This is a genomic window from Minwuia thermotolerans (assembly GCF_002924445.1).
Lineage (GTDB): Bacteria > Pseudomonadota > Alphaproteobacteria > Minwuiales > Minwuiaceae > Minwuia > Minwuia thermotolerans.
This window is the reverse complement of sequence record NZ_PIGG01000050.1, coordinates 13,940-29,196: the sequence shown is the minus strand read 5'-3', so window position 1 is coordinate 29,196 and position 15,257 is coordinate 13,940. Positions and strand designations below refer to the sequence as shown.

Genomic DNA, 15,257 nt, shown 5'->3' with positions numbered 1-15,257 from the left:
ACCGCGCCGATCCAGTCGCGGTTGTCCAGGTACCAGCGGACGGTTGCCGCGATGCCGGCCTCGAAGGCGCGCGCCGGCCGCCAGCCCAGCTCGCGCTCGATCTTCGCCGGGTCGATGGCGTAGCGGAAATCGTGGCCGGGCCGGTCGCCGACGAAGCGGATCAGGTCGGCATGCGGGCGGTGGCGCGCCTCGGGCGTTTCGTCCAGCACGGCGCAGATCGCCCGCACCAGGTCGATGTTGCGCCGCTCGCCCCGCGCGCCGACCAGGTAGGTCTCGCCCGGCCGGCCGGCGTCGAGGACGCGAAGCAGCGCCGCGACATGATCGTCCACGTGAATCCAGTCGCGCACGTTCTCGCCCCGGCCGTAGACCGGCAGCGTCTCGCCGGCCAGCGCGTTCAGGATGATCACGGGGACCAGCTTCTCGGGGAACTGGAAGGGGCCGTAATTGTTGCCGCAATTGGTGATCAGCACCGGCAGCCGGTAGGTGGCGTGAAAGGCCCGCACCAGGTGGTCCGCGCCCGCCTTCGAGGCGGCATAGGGGCTGGTCGGGCGGTACGGGTCGCCCTCGCGGAAATGCCCCTCTCCCGGCAGCGCGCCATAGACCTCGTCGGTGGAGACGTGCAGAAACCGGAAGGCCGCCCGCGCCGCCTCGTCCAGACCGCGCCAGTGGTCCAGGGCGCATTCAAGCAGCACTTCCGTGCCCGTGACGTTGGTGCGGATGAAGGCCCCCGGCCCGTCGATGGAGCGGTCGACATGGCTCTCGGCGGCCAGGTGCATCACCGCGTCGGGCCGGAAGTCCGCGAAGGCGTCGGCCATCGCCGCCTTGTCGCAGATATCGGCCTTCAGGAAGCGGTAGCCCGGCCGGTCCGCGACGCTCGCGACGTTCTGCGGCAGGCCGGCATAGGTCAGGCAGTCGACGTTCAGCACCTCGGCGCCGTCGGCCACGAGCCGCCGCACCAGCGCCGATCCGATAAAGCCGCAGCCGCCGGTGACGAGAACCCGCATGGCGCTCACACCCCGCCGAAGCCGGCGAGGTCGGGCCAGGCGCGGTCCTTCTCCGAGAGGATCGCCGCGCCCCGGTCGACGGGCCAGTCGATGCCCAGCGCCGGATCGTCGAAGCGGACGCCCCGCTCGGCTTGCGCGTCGTAGTAGCCCGTCACCTTGTAGATCACCTCCGCGCCGTCGGTCAGCGTACAATAACCGTGGGCGAAGCCTTCGGGCACCCAGAGCTGCGCCCAGTTCTCGCCCGAGAGCTCCACCGCCACGTGCCGCCCGAAGGTGGGCGAGCCGCGGCGGACGTCAACCGCCACGTCCAGGATGGCGCCGCGCAGGCAACGCACCAGCTTCGCCTGCGGGCTGGGCGCCACCTGCAGGTGCAGGCCGCGCAGCGTGCCGGCCCGGCCGTTCAGGACGTGATTGTCCTGCACGAAGTCGGCCTCGATGCCCGCCGCGGCCAGCGCGCGCCGGTTCCAGACCTCGGAGAAGAAGCCGCGCCCGTCGCCGTGCCGCGCGGGCCGGACGATCCGCACTTCGGGAATCGCCGTCGCCTCAACCTGCATCGTTCCGCGTCATCCTGATACGCCTCCGCCCGTCCGGCGGGGAGAATAGCAGGATGCGTGCCGCCGTCTCCCGGCGCGTTCGATGTAGCAGTTCGTTCAGCGCGTCCCGGACGGACCGCAGGTCCGGTCCGGGATCCATGCCTGAGCAGGTCCGGAGAACGCCCTGCGTGCGGAAAGGCTCAGGTGTGGGTCCCGCGCCGACGCTTTGCGTCGCGCAGGACGCGCGCGGGGGCGGCGACCCTCAGTTCACCGTGGCCGAGTTCGAGATCCAGCGCTCGATGACCTGTTCCAGCCAGTCCCAGCTCTGCCAGCCCATGGAGATCAGGCGGTAGCGTTCCTCGTCATAGCCCAGCAGCGCCGGAAAGCCCTGCACGCCGAGCTGGCGGGCGAAGCCGATGTCGCGCTCGGTGAGCTGGCGCGCCCGGTCGCTCTCGAACATCTCCCGGAAGGCTGCGCGGTCGACCCCGTGTTCCCCGGCGATATCGGCCAGAACCGCCGCGTCGGTCAGGTCGCGGTTGTCGCGGTAGAACGCGCCGTGCAGCCGCGCCAGGAAGTCGAGGCCGTTCTCGCCCGTGATCTGCTTCACCGCCACCAGCGCCTGGCTGGACGGCAGGGTGTCGTAGACGAAGCCCTCGCGCTCGAAGAAGCGGTGGTCGAAGGGCTGGCCGGTCGCTTCCTCGACATGGTGCCAGTGATTGGCGACCTCCGCCTTGACCCGCTTCGACATGGGCTTCGTCACCCCCGGGTAGAGCCCGCCCATGCCGAGCCGGACCGGGATATCGGGCCAGGTCGCGCGGACCTTTTCCATGTTGGGCGAGAAGCCCCAGCACCAGGAGCACATGGGGTCGGCAAAATAGATGAAGCGGAGTTGTCCCATTCAGGCCGTCTTCTCCTCCGTGAGTCCCAGTTCGGCGACCATCGCCTCGCGCATGCGGAACTTCTGCGGCTTGCCGGTCACCGTCATCGGCAGTTCGTCGCGGAAGCGGACATGGCGCGGGATCTTGTAGTGGGCGATCTGGCCCTGGCAGAAGTCCTTCACCGCCTGCTCGTCCAGGTCCGAGCCGGGCTTCTTCACGACCCAGGCGCAGATCTCCTCCCCGTACTTCGCGTCCGGCACGCCGAAGACCTGCACGTCGCTGATCTCCGGGTGGCGGTAGAGATATTCCTCGATTTCGCGCGGATAGACGTTTTCCCCGCCGCGGATCAGCATGTCCTTCACCCGGCCGGTGATGTTGCAGTAGCCCTCGGCGTCGATGGTGGCGAGGTCGCCCGTGTGCATCCAGCCGTCGGCGTCGATCGCCTCGGCCGTGCGCTCGGGCTCGTCCCAGTAGCCCTTCATCACCGAATAGCCGCGGGTGCAGAGCTCCCCCTGCACGCCGGGCGCGACGGTTTCGCCGTTTTCGTCGATCACCTTGCACTCGACATGCGGCTGGATGCGCCCGACCGTCGAGACGCGGCGCTCCAGCGGGTCGTCGACGGCGCTCTGGAAGCTGACGGGGCTGGTCTCGGTCATGCCGTAGGCGATGGTGACTTCCGACAGGTTCATTTCCGAGACGCAGCGCTTCATCACCTCGGTCGGGCAGGGCGCGCCGGCCATGATGCCGGTGCGCAGCTGCGAGAGGTCGAAGCTCTTCAGGTCCGGGTGCTGCAGTTCGGCGACGAACATGGTCGGCACGCCGTAGAGCGCGGTGCATTTCTCTTCGGATACAGCGCGCAGCGTCGATTCCGGCTCGAAGGCTTCCGCCGGGAAGATCATCGCCGCGCCCTTGGTGACGCAGCCCAGCGTGCCCATGACCATGCCGAAGCAGTGATAGAGCGGCACCGGAATGCACAGCCGGTCGTTCTCGGTGAAATTCATCGCCCGGGTGACGAAGCGGCCGTTGTTCAGGATGTTGATGTGGGTCAGCGTCGCCCCCTTGGGCGCGCCCGTAGTGCCGGAGGTGAACTGGATGTTGATCGGGTCGTCGGGGTCCAGCGCCGCGGTCATCGGCTCCAGGTCGGCCTGCGGCGTGTTGCGGCCGCGGGCCACGACCTCGTCGAAATTGAACATGCCCGGCGATGTCTCCGCCCCCATGCGGATCACGGTCTTCAGATGCGGCAGCTTCTTCGCCTGCAGCTGGCCCGGCGCCGCCCCATCCAGCTCCGGCGCGAGGGTCCGGACCATGCCGAGATAGTCGGAGCTCTTGAACTGCGCGGCGGTGATCAGTGCCTTGCAACCCACCTTATTCAGTGCGTATTCCAGCTCCGAGAGGCGGTAGGCGGGGTTGATGTTGACCATCACCAGGCCGATCCGCGCCGTCGCGAACTGGGTCAGCAGCCATTCGTAGCGGTTGGGCGCCCAGATGCCGATGCGGTCGCCCTTCTCCAGGCCGAGGTCGAGCAGGCCGGCGGCCAGCGCGTCGACCTGCCGGTCCAGCTCCGCCCAGGTCCAGCGCACGCCCTGCTCCCGGAACACCGCGGCGTCCCGGCCGCCGAAGGCCGCCACGGTCTCCTTGAAGACGGCGGGGATCGTGCGCCGCCAGAGCTCGGGGCCGGTGTCGCCAACCACATGGGCCTTGCCGTTGCGGGCCGTCAGGTCGGGTGCGGGTTTCGACGCGTCCGCGTTCATCTCGATCATCCTCCCCGGATGCGTGAATGCCTTCGCCCGATCTTCGGCTTCCCGCCGGTCCAGTCAAGGCGGGGGCTCGCGCCGGCGCGCCGGATCGACTATCTGTTCCGCCATGAGCCAGCCCAGCCGCATATCGCCCGCGCTCTCGCCCTGGGCCTTCTCGGTCGCGCCGATGATGGACTGGACCGACCGGCACGACCGCTATCTGCTGCGGCTGATTTCGCCGCACACGCGGCTCTATACCGAGATGGTGACCACGGGCGCGCTGATCCACGGACCCCGCGACGACCTGCTGCGCTTCGACACCGCCGAGCACCCGGTGGCGCTGCAGATCGGCGGCAGCGAGCCGGACGATCTCGCCCGCGCCGCGGCGATGGGCGCCGAGGCGGGCTATGACGAGATCAACCTGAACTGCGGCTGCCCCTCCGACCGTGTGCAGTCGGGCCGCTTCGGCGCCTGCCTGATGCGGGAGCCGGAGCTTGTCGCGCGCGGCGTCGCGGCCATGAAGCGCGCGGTCGCCGTGCCGGTCACCGTGAAATGCCGCATCGGCGTCGACGACCAGGACCCGGAGACGGTGCTGCCGGACTTCATCGCGCGGGTCCGCGACGCCGGGGCCGACGCGGTGATCGTCCACGCCCGCAAGGCCTGGCTGCAGGGGCTGAGCCCGAAGGAGAACCGGGACGTGCCGCCGCTGGACTACGGCCTTGTCCGCCGCATGGGCGAACGGTTTCCCGGCCTGCCCATCGTGCTGAACGGCGGGCTGACGACCATTGAGGCCTGCCTGGAGGAAGGCCGGCGCCTGGCCGGCGTCATGGTGGGGCGGGAGGCCTATCACCGTCCGATGCTGCTGGCCGAGGCCGAGCGCGGGATCTTCGGCGCCGAGCCGCCGCTGGCCGACGGGCGCGCCGCGGTGCTGGCCATGATCCCCTATGTGGAGCGGGAGATGGCGGCCGGCGCGCCGCTGTCGCGTATCGCCCGGCACATGCTGGGCCTCGCCAATGGCCGGCCGGGCGCGCGGCGTTTCCGGCGCATGCTGGGCGAGGAAGCCCGCCGCCCCGGCGCCGACGCGCGGTTGCTGGAGGCCGCCGCCGACGTTGTCGACTGGACGCCCGCGGCGCGCGCGGCCTAGAGACGGCAGGGTCGGCGGAACTGGCGCAATCCTTGCTGTCACGTTAATGCTAGATTAACCGTTCCGTTCCCGGATGGAGGCGCAGCCAGACGCCATGGCCATGAGTGACATCACGAAACCCGGTCAGCGGCAGGAGATCGCCGACGCCAGCCGCTGGCGCGAGAGTCCGGCGGCCGGCGAGCCCCGCGTCGCCGTCGACGCCCCGCCGCCCGTGGCCGAGAGCCTGGGCCGGGGCCGCCGTGAGCCGGCCGAAGGAGGGCCGGACGCCGCCGGCAATGTGGACACCAGCCTGCGCGAGCGCATCCGCCGCCTGTCGGCCGCGCGCACCGAAGCGCTCCGCGAGCGCGACATGGCGCATGTGGAGCCGCGCCGGGAGGCGCGCGCCGAACCCGAATACGACGATCGCTACGAACCGCGCCCCGCGCCCCGCGCCCGGCGCGAGGAAGCCGAGCCCGCCATGCGCGGCGTCGCCCGGCGCGATGCAGAACGCGAATCGGATGATTTCGATCCGAGACAGCCGGCCCGCCGCCGCCAGCCCGGGCCGGAGGCCGATCCCGAGTTCCGCGCGCCTGCGCGCCGCCGCGCCGCGCCGCCCGAGCCCGCCGCCACCCGCGTCGATCCGCTGGAAGACGAGATGGACGAATTGCACGACGAGGTCTCGCGCCTGCGCCAGGAAGTGGCCCGGCTGCGCGAGGAAGTCGCCCGCCGCCCCGCGGGCGGCGCCGGCGAGCTGGGGCCGCTGGAACGCGCGCTGCAGAAGCTGGCGGAGCGCATGGACCGCATCGACGGCGGCCCGCGTCCCGCGGTGGATGACGGCCGCCCGCGCAAGCCGGGCCGGGGTTTCCTGGGCCTGTTCGGCCGCTGACCGCCGCGCCGCAATCCGCAAACGATCCCCCTCCCGACCCGCTGACGCGGTCACCCTCCCCCTTCGGGAAGGGGGAGGGCAGGGTGGGGGATGCATCCAGGCATGACCTCGTGGGGGATGCGGCGACACATGGCGGCGCGGCCCCCCTTCATCGATCTCATACCCGTCGCGGAGGGCGTTCTCTCAGCCCTGGATGAAGTGCTTGGCCAGCTTCAGTCCCTGGCCCTGGTAGTGGCTGCCGATGCCGGCGCCGTAGAGCGTCTCCGGCGGCTCCAGCAGCCGCTCGTAGACCAGCCGGCAGACGCGCTGGCCGTGGGCGATCTCGAAGGGCACCTCGTGGCTGCGCACTTCCAGCACCGCCGGGGTGCCGCCCTTGCCGCCCTCGTCATAGCCGAAGCCGGGATCGAAGAAGCCGGCGTAATGGATGCGGAACTCGCCGAAGGAGGTGTCGTAGGCGACCATCTCGGCGGCCGAATCCGGCGGCACGGCGATCCGCTCCCGGCTGACCAGGATGTAGAACTGGTTGGGATCGAGGATCAGCGTGCGCTCGGCATTGGCGTGGATCGGCTCCCAGAAGTCCTCGACCGGATAGTGGTCGATCAGGTCCAGGTCGATCAGCGGCGCGTGGCGGCGCGCGCGGTAGCCGATCAGTCCGCCATGGGCCTCGCCCGACAGATCCACCGAGACCCACAGCCCGTCGCGGAAGGTCGGCTGGTCGCCCTCCAGGCTCGCCGGGTCGACCAGCGGCGCGCGCTCGTTGAGCTCCCGGTGCAGGCTGTCGGAGGTGCCGGGCCGCCCGCGCCAGATGCGCAGCTGGTTGAGCCGCTGCCCGGCGCGGACCTTCACCGAGAATGTGCGCGGCGCGATCTCCAGGTAGAGCGGGCCGCGATAGCCGGCCTCCACGGTCTCGAAGCTCTCGCAGCCGTCGGTGACCAGCCGGGTGAAGACGTCGAGCCGGCCCGTCGAGCTCTTCGGATTGGCCTTGGCCCACATGTCGCGCGGCAGGTCCAGCCGCTCCTGCAGCTCCACCATGTAGACGCAGCCGCGCTCGAGGACCGCCGGCTTCGTGAGGTCGATCTCGTGCATGGTCAGGCGCTGCAGCTTGTCGGCGACCGGCACGCCCTTGCCCGGAAGGAACGACGTCCGCACCCGCCAGGCCCGCGGCCCGAGGCGCAGGTCGAGGCTGGAGGGCTGGATGATCTCGTCGGGCACGCCGCCATCGGCAGCGACCGCGCCCTCGGCGATCACGCGCCGCAGCGCCTGGCTGGGCAGGATGCCCGTCGTGCGGGCGCGGGGGGCGGCGGCCTCTGAAGTCATGGCGATGTCAGATACCGGTTCCGGCCGCTCCGGACAATGACTTGCTGACGCGCCGCGCTTGAAAGCCCGCGGGATTCTGGTGTTTATCTGGCGGGAGAAGATCAGGAACCGAAACCCGCCGGAGAGACGCCCCGATGAGTGCCGACGCCTATGCCCGCGACCTGGACGCCCAGCCCGCCAACTACCAGACGCTCTCGCCGCTGAGCCTGATCCGGCGGACGGCGGCGGTCTATCCGGACCATCCGGCGGTGGTCCACGGCGACCTGACCCGCACCTGGGCCGAGACCTACGAACGCTGCGTGAAGCTCGCCTCGGCGCTGTCGAAGCGCGGCATCGGGAAGGACGACACCGTCGCCATCATCTGCCCCAACATCCCGGAGATGTACGAGGCGCATTTCGGCGTCGCCATGACCGGCGCCGTGCTCAACCCGCTGAACTACCGCCTCAGCGCCGGCGAGATCCGTTTCATCCTCGACCACGGCGAGGCGCGCGTGCTGATCTGCGACACCGAGTTCGCGCCGATGGTGAAGGAGGCCCTCGACGGCGTCGGGAACCGGGACCTGATCGTCATCGATGTCGACGACCCGCAGGGCCCGGGCGGCGAGCGGCTGGGCGAGAGCGACTACGAGGCCTTCATCGCCACCGGCGATGCGGACCTCGCCTGGCAGATGCCGGCCGACGAGTGGGACAAGATCGCGCTCAACTACACCTCCGGCACCACGGGCAACCCGAAGGGCGTCGTCTACACCCACCGCGGCGCCTATCTGAACGCCATCAACAACGCCGTCACCTGGGGCATGGGCAACCACGCGCGCTATCTGTGGACGCTGCCCATGTTCCACTGCAACGGCTGGTGCTTCCCCTGGACGGTGGCCGCGATCGCCGGGGTGAACATCTGCCTGCGGCGCGTCGAGGCGGCGACGATCTATGACGCCATCGCCCGCCACGGCGCCACGCATCTCTGCGGCGCGCCCATCGTCATGCAGATGATCACCGGCGCCACCGACGATCAGAAACAGCCCTTCGACCAGACCGTGCACATGATGACGGCCGCCGCGCCGCCGCCGGCCTCGGTGCTGGCGGAGATGGCGCGCCAGGGCTTCCAGGTCACCCATGTCTACGGCCTGACCGAGACCTACGGCCCCTGCGTGGTCTGCGCCTGGAAGGACGAGTGGGACGGCCTCGACGACGACGCCAAGGCGAAGAAGAAGGCGCGCCAGGGCGTGACCTCGGCGATGCAGGAGGACCTGATGATCGCCGACCCGGAGACCATGCAGCCCGTGCCGCGGGACGGCGAGACCATGGGCGAGGTCTTCATGCGCGGCAACATCGTCATGGCCGGCTACCTGAAGAACCCGAAGGCGTCTGCCGAGGCGTTCCGGGGCGGCTGGTTCCACTCCGGCGATCTCGGCGTCTGGCACCCGGACGGCTATATCGAGCTCAAGGACCGCTCCAAGGACATCATCATCTCCGGCGGCGAGAACATCTCCTCCATCGAGGTCGAGGACACGCTCTACGGCCACCCGGCGGTCGCCGCCTGCGGCGTGGTCGCGAAGCCGTCGGAGAAGTGGGGCGAGACCCCCGTCGCCTTCATCGAGCTGAAACCCGGCAAGCAGGCCACGGCAGACGAGATCGTCGCCTTCTGCCGCGAGCGCCTGGCGCACTACAAGTGCCCCCGCGAGGTCGTCTTCGGCGAGATTCCGAAAACGTCGACGGGGAAGATCCAGAAATTCAAACTTCGGGATATGACGAAGTAAACGCAGACGGTTCAGGCGCGCGGGGGTTGGCGGGGCCGGCCCGCGCGCCCCGGCACTGAGTCACGCGGGATGGGGATGGTCTGGCTGGCCCGCGTGCCCTTCTCCCAACGTCTGAGGTTCAGGCGCCCACCCCCTTGGTGTCATCCCGGCCGTAGCGCGGGGCCATGGCTGGTCCGCGTTACTCATTTTCTATGTTCGATTAGGGAGCTTGGGGTTAGAATGTTAGAAACAGTTCGCGACCTATCCCGAGAGAGTTGGAAATGGCATCAAAAGGTCAGCATGTAATTCCCAGCGGCGGGAAGTGGATAGTTCGTAGAGCTGGCTCGTTGAGGGCTTCGAATACGTGTAATACATATGCAGAAGCGTTGTCAAAAGCAACAACAATAGCCAGAAATCAGGGGTCGGGTATTTTTGTTCATGGTAAGGATGGAAGAATTGTGAGGCATATACCGGTTTCCAAAGGGGGGAGCAAAAGCAAATAGCAATATAATGGAGAATGCCAATCCAGATTTTGATAGAAGTGTTTTTCTCAATTGTCCATTCGATGAAGATTATCGACTGATATTGCGAAACATTTTATTCTGTCTTGTATATTGCGATATGGTCCCAAGAATTGCCTCAGAGGACTCAGATTCCGGAAAGCATAGGCTTGATAAAATTCTGCACATGATAGAATCTTGTAAATTTTCAATTCATGACTTAAGTCGTTGTCGCGCGACAACAGCTGGCGAAATCTCTCGAATGAATATGCCTTTTGAATTGGGGTTGGATTTTGGCTGCAAGCAATTTTATGGATATGACTGTGACAGTAAGAAAATATTGATATTGGAATCAGAGAAATATCAATATCAAAAATCAATTTCAGATATTGGTGGATGTGATGTTCTGCATCATGAAAATGAACCCGGCTTGGCTGTCAGAAGAGTTCGGGATTGGCTGAGAGGTTGTGGCATCTCTGTGCCAGCCGGTGCTGATGCGATTACCGGAAAATGCTTGGAATTTGATGAATGGAATTATGACAAGCTCAGCGGGTCAGATTTCACAGACGATGATATAGATAATATTACTATTCCCGAACTGATTGAAAATATGCAAAAATGGAAGGAGTTGAGTAAATAGACCACGCTACATTTTTCTGCATTGACAGACTGCGCGCGCCCTCACGCGTGCGCCATCTCTCCCGCTCCGCCTGATCTGGCCCGCTCCAGCCGCAGCCAGAACAGCCCCAGGATGAGCAGGTTGACCACCCCGCCGCCGGCGGCGGTGGCGTAGCTCCAGAAATAGTCGCCGGCATAGTCGAAGATCGCCCCGCCGGCCCAGGCGCCGGTGCCCATGCCGAGCCAGCCGAAGAAGACGATCCAGCCCATCGATTGCGCCGCGACGCGGGCCGGCAGCAGCATCCGCCCCGCCACCAGGATCGAGGCCATGTCGCCGGAGTAGAACAGGCCGAAGGCCGCGGCCAGGACATAGGTCCAGATCAGGTCCTCGGTGACCGGGAACAAGAGAACCAGCGCCGTCTGTCCGCCCGACATGATCATCCAGCCGGGCACGGGGCCGACGATGTCGGCGACCTTGCCGCCCAGGATGCGCCCGGAGATGCCGGCGATCATCAGCACCGAAAGGACGGAGGCGGCGAGCTCCGGGTCGACGCCGCGGTCGGAAACCAGGGCGACGACATGGACGATGGGCACGGTCATGCAGACGCAGCAGAAGAAGGCGGCGGCGCAGATCCACGGCATGACCTGGCGCGGCGCGAGGCTGGTCGCGGCGGCCGCCTCGATGCTGAGCGCCGGGCCGCCCTGGCGCGCGGCCTTCGCGTCGGCCCGGCTCTGGATCCGGGCCGGCGGGTCGCGCACCAGCATGGCCAGCGGCAGGCCGATCACCAGGAAGGCGACGCCGAGCACGGCGTAGGCCGTCTGCCAGTCATAGGCCGAGATCAGCAGCCGCGCGGCATAGGGACAGACCGCCTGGCCGAAGGCGCCGCCCGCGGCCATCACGCCGATGGCGAGGCCCTGATTGCGGGTGAACCAGAAGCCGGTGGTGGCGAAGATCGGCGTGCCGGCGGCGGCGTTGCCCAGCGCCCCGAAGGCGAAGTGCATCAGATAGTAGTACCAGAGTTCCCCGGTGAAGCTCAGGCCGAAATAGCTCACCCCCATCATGGTGACGCCGAACAGCGCGATGCCGCGCCCGCCCCGGCGGTCGGCCAGCCAGCCCCAGAAGATGCCGAAGGCGGCGGCCGCGACGGCGACCGAGGTATAGCCCAGGGAGACCTCGCCGCGGGTCCAGCCGAACTCGGCCTCCAGCGGCTTCAGGAAGACGCCGACCGAGCCGATGCCGCCGAAGGCGAGGCTGACCAGGCCGAAGCCCACGGCCACCATCACCCAGCCATAGCCGTTGTCGCCGCGGTCGGTCTTTACCGTCCCGGTCATCAAGCGATCCTCCCCTGAACCGGGCGCATCCTGCCGCAGCCGGCGCGCCCGCGCTACCACGCGCGGCTCATGGCCCCATGCATGCGATGCTCGCGTCCTGCGCGGCGCGCCGCGATCCCTCTCCGGGTATTGCGATCCCCCTCCCCGACCCTCCCCCTTCCCGAAGGGGGAGGGAGAACGCGCCGGCGGTCTGCGGATCATTGCCCCCTGGGATCAGGGGGAGGTCGGCGCGAAGCGCCGGGAGGGGGTCGGGAATGGCGGAGTGGCTCCGGTGCGCGGGCCTCAGGGAATCCCTTGGCGTCCTGGGGCTTGACCCCAGGACCCAGTCCTTCGGTTCACTGGGCCCTTGGATCAAGTCCAAGGGCGACAAACTCGGCTGGTCTGTCCGGTTCGAAAACGCCCTACCGCGAGAGCAGTTCCTCGCCGCGGCCGAAGAGGTGGACGACCGAGCTGGCGATGTCGTCCCACATGGGGTCGGGGCGGCGGCCGGTGCGGTGCAGCTTCACGTTGAGGCAGGAGATGACGCCGAAGATGTAGCAGCCGAGCCCCTCGAAATAGTCGATGGCCTCGAAGCGCTCGCCCATGGCGTCCTGGTAGATCGCGGCCAGCTCGTCCACCGGCGGCACGTTCTTCGCCCCCCAGTCCGGGTCCCAGGCCTCCGGGTCGCCCATCATCATCAGCCAGCCGATGTCGAGCAGCTGCGGGCCGATGCCGGCCAGCTCCCAGTCCAGGATCGCCGCGATGCGGCCCTGATGGAACAGCACGTTGCCGGGCTGATAGTCGCCGTGGAACAGGCCCTGCGGTGAGGGCGGCATGGGCCGTTCGCGCAGGATGGCGGCGACGCGGCGGCCGCGCTCGATCCAGTCCGGCTCGTCGGTCTTCTCCAGGATCGCGGCCCAGCGCTCGATCTCGGCGGCCATGTCGCGCGGCTTCTCCCAGTCTGCCAGCTCGGCCCGCCAGTCGAAGCGGTGGATCGTGGCCAGCTCCCGCGCCGCCTGCCGCCAGCCCTCGGCGACGAAGCCCTCGAACTCGGGCGCCGGCTGCCAGATGATCAGCGTCTTCCCGGGCAGCAGCCTGGTCATCACGAAGGGCGTGCCGAACCAGTCCTCGCTGGCTTGCGCGTGCAGCACCGGCGGGACCTTGACCCCGGCCCGGCCCAGCGCGCGCAGCAGCGGCGCCTGGCGGTAGACGTCGGTGTTGCCCGACCGGCGCACGCCCTTCGGCGCCAGGCGCAGCACCACCCCCTCCACGTCCGCGCCGGCCCGCGTCACCGTGAAGCCGAAGCTGAGGCCGGCATGGCCGTCCGCCATGGGGCCGAAGTCCCGGATCCCGTGATCCGCGCCCCAGTGGGCGGCGACGAAGCGCGCCGCTTCGTCCCGCAGTTCGTCGTTCGCCTGGCTCATGCCACCTCCCCGGGGGCTCGCAACCGCTTTTCTCCGGCGATGATAGCGTTGTAGAAACATCCCTGTCTGCCCGGCCGTGCGCGCCGGGCCGGGGAAGGGGAGAGATCAATGGGCATTCTGGACGGCAAGGTGGCGCTGGTGACCGGCGCGGGGCGCGGCATCGGCCGCGAGGTGGCGCTGGACATGGCGAAGGGCGGCGCGAAGGTCGTGGTCAACGATCTGGGCGGCGGCGTCGAGGGCGAACAGACCGGGGAGAGCCCGGCCGAACAGGTCGTGGCCGAGATCAAGGCCGCCGGCGGCGAAGCGGTCGCCAACGGCGATTCGGTCTCCGACGCGAAGGGCGCGAAGGCGATGGTCGACTGCGCCGTCGACAGCTTCGGCCGCATCGACGCGGTGGTGAACGTCGCCGGCATCCTGCGCGACCGCATGTTCCACAAGATGTCGGAAGACGACTGGCGCGCGGTCATCGAGGTGCACCTGAACGGCTGCTACCTGGTCAGCCGCGCGGCGGTCGATCACATGAAGCCGCAGGGGTCGGGCGCGTTCGTGCACTTCACCTCGACCTCCGGCCTGCACGGCTCCGTCGGCCAGGTGAACTACGGCGCCGCCAAGATGGGCATCGCCGGCATGTCGAAGATCATCGCCATGGAGGGCCAGCGCTATGGCGTGCGGTCGAACTGCATCGCGCCCTTCGCCTGGACGCGGATGATCGAGTCGATCCCGATCACGTCCGAGGAGATGGCCGAGAGCTTCCGCAAGTTCAAGCAGAACGCAACCGCCGCGCATATCGCGCCGGTGGTGAGCTATCTCTGCTCCGACGCGGCGAAGGACGTCACCGCCAACATCTTCGGCGTGCGCGGCAACGAGATCTACCTGTTCAGCCAGCCCCGGCCGATCAAGACGATCCACAAGTCCGACGGCTGGAGCCACGACGCGCTGGCCAGCCAGTTCTACCCGTCGCTGAAGAAGGAGCTCTACGACCTCGACGGCACGGCGGAGTATTTCGACTGGGATCCGATCTGAGCCATATCCCCTCCCGGCCCCGCTGACGCGGAGCCACCCTCCCCCTGGCCAAGGGGGAGGGCAGGGTGGGGAATTCGGTCCCGGTGAGAAACAGAATGCGCGCGGTCCGGCCTGGCCACCCGCCCCTCGGGCGGTGACCCGAGGGTCCCCCGCGCGCCATGTGGGGAGGTCGAATTGAAAGCCATCATCTGCGAGACCGTCGGCTCGGTCGACGACCTGAAGGTCGGCGAACTGCCCGCGCCCGAAGCCGCGCCGGACGAGGTGATCATCGACGTCCATGCGGCGGCGCTGAACTTCCCCGACGTGCTGATGGCGGAGGGCAAGTACCAATACAGGGGCGAGCCGCCCTTCGCGCCGGGCATGGAATGCGCCGGCGTGATCTCGAAAGTGGGCGCGGGCGTGACGGGACTGTCGGTCGGCGATCGTGTGGCCGCCCATCCCATGATCGGCTGTTTCGCGGAACAGGTCCCCGCGCCGGCAGACTGGGTCTTCCCCATCCCCGACGAGATGGACTGGGAGACGGCGGCCGGCTTCCCCGTGATCTATGGCACCATCCGCCACGCGCTGGTGGACCGGGGCCGGCTGCAGGCGGGCGAGACCCTGCTGGTGCTGGGCGCGGCGGGCGGCACCGGGCTCGCGGCGATCGAGGGCGGCAAGGCCCTGGGCGCGCGCGTGATCGCCGCCGCCAGCTCCGACGAGAAGCTGGCGCTCTGCAAGGCCCATGGCGCCGATGTCCTGATCAACTATTCGCAGGGCCCGGAGCTCCGCCAGCAGGTCAAGGACGCCACCGACGGCAAGGGCGCGGACGTGATCTTCGATTCCGTCGGCGGCGATTTCAGCCACCAGGCGATCCGCTCGATCAACTGGGGCGGGCGCATGCTGGTCATCGGCTTCGCCGCCGGCGACATCGCGCAGCTGCCGGCCAACCACATCCTGATCAAGCAGATCGAACTTGTCGGCGTCGCCTATCAGGGCTTCGCCCGGCGCTTCCCCGAGAAGTGCCGCGAGAACATGGCGAAGATGTTCGGCTGGTGGCGGGAAGGCAGGCTGAAGCCCCATGTCGGCGGCGTCTGGAGCCTGGACGACGGCGTCGACGCGCTCCGCGCCATGCGCGACCGCAAGGCGCAGGGCAAGCTGATCATCCGCGTCCGGGAGGACTGAGACCGGG

The 15,257-nt window shown here is 68.2% G+C and carries 14 protein-coding genes; 7 read left to right on the top strand and 7 right to left on the bottom strand.

The features are described 5' to 3' along the window. The 4 genes from rfbB to CWC60_RS15880 all read right to left on the bottom strand — a co-directional run. Positions 1 to 1,004 (bottom strand): dTDP-glucose 4,6-dehydratase (gene rfbB, locus CWC60_RS15895; protein WP_109792740.1); only part of this gene is annotated, 1,004 nt, incomplete at its 3' end. Positions 1,005 to 1,009: 5 nt separating this feature from the next. Then, positions 1,010 to 1,558 (bottom strand): dTDP-4-dehydrorhamnose 3,5-epimerase, encoded by a 549-nt coding sequence (rfbC, locus tag CWC60_RS15890; RefSeq protein WP_109794920.1) that lies wholly within the window; start codon positions 1,556 to 1,558, stop codon positions 1,010 to 1,012. Between the two features lie 241 nt (positions 1,559 to 1,799). After that, positions 1,800 to 2,435, bottom strand: a complete 636-nt coding sequence (locus tag CWC60_RS15885) for a DsbA family protein (RefSeq protein ID WP_109794919.1) — start codon at positions 2,433 to 2,435, stop codon at positions 1,800 to 1,802. Continuing rightward, on the bottom strand, positions 2,436 to 4,172 hold the full coding sequence (locus tag CWC60_RS15880) for an AMP-binding protein (protein ID WP_420891162.1): 1,737 nt from the start codon (positions 4,170 to 4,172) through the stop codon (positions 2,436 to 2,438). It abuts the gene before it with no gap. Between the two features lie 106 nt (positions 4,173 to 4,278). Here CWC60_RS15880 and dusA point away from each other — a divergent pair, with 106 nt between their 5' ends. Continuing rightward, positions 4,279 to 5,295, top strand: a complete 1,017-nt coding sequence (dusA, locus tag CWC60_RS15875; protein ID WP_109794917.1) for a tRNA dihydrouridine(20/20a) synthase DusA — start codon at positions 4,279 to 4,281, stop codon at positions 5,293 to 5,295. Positions 5,296 to 5,395: 100 nt separating this feature from the next. After that, a complete protein-coding gene (locus CWC60_RS15870) occupies positions 5,396 to 6,160 on the top strand; it encodes a hypothetical protein (protein WP_125182805.1) in 765 nt (254 codons plus the stop codon). A 183-nt stretch (positions 6,161 to 6,343) separates the two neighbouring features. On the opposite strand, the gene CWC60_RS15865 is transcribed toward CWC60_RS15870, so the two are convergent. Continuing rightward, positions 6,344 to 7,477 carry a 2'-deoxycytidine 5'-triphosphate deaminase gene (locus CWC60_RS15865; RefSeq protein ID WP_109794915.1) on the bottom strand — a complete coding sequence of 378 codons (1,134 nt, stop codon included), beginning with the start codon at positions 7,475 to 7,477 and terminating at the stop codon, positions 6,344 to 6,346. 134 nt (positions 7,478 to 7,611) lie between these two features. Here CWC60_RS15865 and CWC60_RS15860 point away from each other — a divergent pair, with 134 nt between their 5' ends. The 3 genes from CWC60_RS15860 to CWC60_RS23320 all read left to right on the top strand — a co-directional run bounded on the left by CWC60_RS15860 (position 7,612) and on the right by CWC60_RS23320 (position 10,353). Further along, positions 7,612 to 9,234, top strand: coding sequence for an acyl-CoA synthetase (locus CWC60_RS15860; protein ID WP_109794914.1), 1,623 nt, complete (start codon positions 7,612 to 7,614; stop codon positions 9,232 to 9,234). A gap of 260 nt (positions 9,235 to 9,494) precedes the next feature. Continuing rightward, a complete protein-coding gene (locus CWC60_RS24420) occupies positions 9,495 to 9,716 on the top strand; it encodes a DUF2188 domain-containing protein (RefSeq protein WP_109794913.1) in 222 nt (73 codons plus the stop codon). Between the two features lie 7 nt (positions 9,717 to 9,723). Next, positions 9,724 to 10,353: a hypothetical protein gene (locus CWC60_RS23320; protein ID WP_125182804.1), complete on the top strand. Its 630-nt coding sequence runs from the start codon at positions 9,724 to 9,726 to the stop codon at positions 10,351 to 10,353. A gap of 41 nt (positions 10,354 to 10,394) precedes the next feature. Here CWC60_RS23320 and CWC60_RS15850 read toward each other — a convergent pair whose 3' ends face one another. Next, entirely contained in the window at positions 10,395 to 11,663 is a 1,269-nt protein-coding gene (locus CWC60_RS15850; protein WP_164516584.1) for an MFS transporter, read from the bottom strand. 401 nt (positions 11,664 to 12,064) lie between these two features. Next, on the bottom strand, positions 12,065 to 13,066 hold the full coding sequence (locus CWC60_RS15845) for a phosphotransferase family protein (RefSeq protein ID WP_164516583.1): 1,002 nt from the start codon (positions 13,064 to 13,066) through the stop codon (positions 12,065 to 12,067). Between the two features lie 108 nt (positions 13,067 to 13,174). Between CWC60_RS15845 and CWC60_RS15840 the strand changes: the two genes are divergently transcribed. Further along, complete coding sequence (locus tag CWC60_RS15840) at positions 13,175 to 14,089, top strand: SDR family NAD(P)-dependent oxidoreductase (protein WP_109794910.1); 915 nt, start codon at positions 13,175 to 13,177, stop codon at positions 14,087 to 14,089. Between the two features lie 174 nt (positions 14,090 to 14,263). After that, entirely contained in the window at positions 14,264 to 15,250 is a 987-nt protein-coding gene (locus CWC60_RS15835) for an NADPH:quinone oxidoreductase family protein (protein WP_109794909.1), read from the top strand. Positions 15,251 to 15,257 lie beyond the last annotated feature (7 nt).

Coding starts and splice junctions, on each gene's coding strand:
- CWC60_RS15870 (WP_125182805.1), top strand. CDS start 5,396: ATGAGTGACATCACGAAACCCGGTCAGCGGCAGGAGATCGCCGACGCC.
- CWC60_RS15840 (WP_109794910.1), top strand. CDS start 13,175: ATGGGCATTCTGGACGGCAAGGTGGCGCTGGTGACCGGCGCGGGGCGC.
- dusA (WP_109794917.1), top strand. CDS start 4,279: ATGAGCCAGCCCAGCCGCATATCGCCCGCGCTCTCGCCCTGGGCCTTC.
- CWC60_RS15850 (WP_164516584.1), bottom strand. CDS start 11,663: ATGACCGGGACGGTAAAGACCGACCGCGGCGACAACGGCTATGGCTGG.
- CWC60_RS24420 (WP_109794913.1), top strand. CDS start 9,495: ATGGCATCAAAAGGTCAGCATGTAATTCCCAGCGGCGGGAAGTGGATA.
- CWC60_RS15845 (WP_164516583.1), bottom strand. CDS start 13,066: ATGAGCCAGGCGAACGACGAACTGCGGGACGAAGCGGCGCGCTTCGTC.
- CWC60_RS15860 (WP_109794914.1), top strand. CDS start 7,612: ATGAGTGCCGACGCCTATGCCCGCGACCTGGACGCCCAGCCCGCCAAC.
- CWC60_RS15865 (WP_109794915.1), bottom strand. CDS start 7,477: ATGACTTCAGAGGCCGCCGCCCCCCGCGCCCGCACGACGGGCATCCTG.
- CWC60_RS23320 (WP_125182804.1), top strand. CDS start 9,724: ATGGAGAATGCCAATCCAGATTTTGATAGAAGTGTTTTTCTCAATTGT.
- CWC60_RS15885 (WP_109794919.1), bottom strand. CDS start 2,435: ATGGGACAACTCCGCTTCATCTATTTTGCCGACCCCATGTGCTCCTGG.
- rfbC (WP_109794920.1), bottom strand. CDS start 1,558: ATGCAGGTTGAGGCGACGGCGATTCCCGAAGTGCGGATCGTCCGGCCC.